This is a genomic window from Streptomyces plumbidurans (assembly GCF_019857225.1).
GTDB lineage: Bacteria > Actinomycetota > Actinomycetes > Streptomycetales > Streptomycetaceae > Streptomyces > Streptomyces plumbidurans.
The window spans coordinates 1-743 of sequence record NZ_JAFJSY010000176.1; the positions used below are offsets into that span (position 1 = coordinate 1).

Below are 743 nucleotides of genomic sequence, written 5' to 3' on the forward strand. Positions count from 1 at the left end.
TGGATCATGCCGCTGCAGATCGGCGCCCCGGACGTGGCCTTCCCCCGGCTGAACATGTTCGCCTACTGGCTGTACCTGTTCGGCTCGCTGATCGCCGTCGGCGGCTTCCTGACCCCGCAGGGCGCGGCCGACTTCGGCTGGTTCGCCTACGCCCCGCTGTCCGACGCGATCCACTCGCCCGGCGTCGGCGGCGACCTGTGGATCATGGGCCTGGCCTTCTCCGGCTTCGGCACCATCCTCGGCTCGGTCAACTTCATCACCACCATCATCTGCATGCGCGCGCCGGGCATGACCATGTTCCGCATGCCGATCTTCGTGTGGAACGTGCTGCTGACCGCCGTGCTGGTGCTGCTGGCCTTCCCCGTGCTGGCCGCCGCGCTGTTCGCGCTGGAGGCGGACCGCAAGTTCGGCGCGCACGTCTTCGACCCGGCCAACGGCGGCGCCTTGCTGTGGCAACACCTCTTCTGGTTCTTCGGCCATCCAGAGGTGTACATCATCGCGCTGCCGTTCTTCGGCATCATCAGTGAGGTCATCCCGGTCTTCTCCCGCAAGCCGATGTTCGGCTACATGGGTCTGATCGGCGCGACCATCGCGATCGCCGGCCTGTCGGTGACGGTGTGGGCGCACCACATGTACGTCACCGGCGGCGTCCTGCTGCCGTTCTTCTCCTTCATGACGTTCCTGATCGCCGTGCCCACGGGCGTGAAGTTCTTCAACTGGATCGGCACCATGTGGAAGGGGTC

Annotated in this window: 1 protein-coding gene; it reads left to right on the forward strand. The window is 65.9% G+C overall.

Going from position 1 to position 743, the window contains the following annotated elements; genetic code table 11:
- A partial coding sequence (locus JYK17_RS40290) for a cbb3-type cytochrome c oxidase subunit I (protein ID WP_222812330.1) occupies nucleotides 1-743 on the forward strand: 743 nt, incomplete at both ends.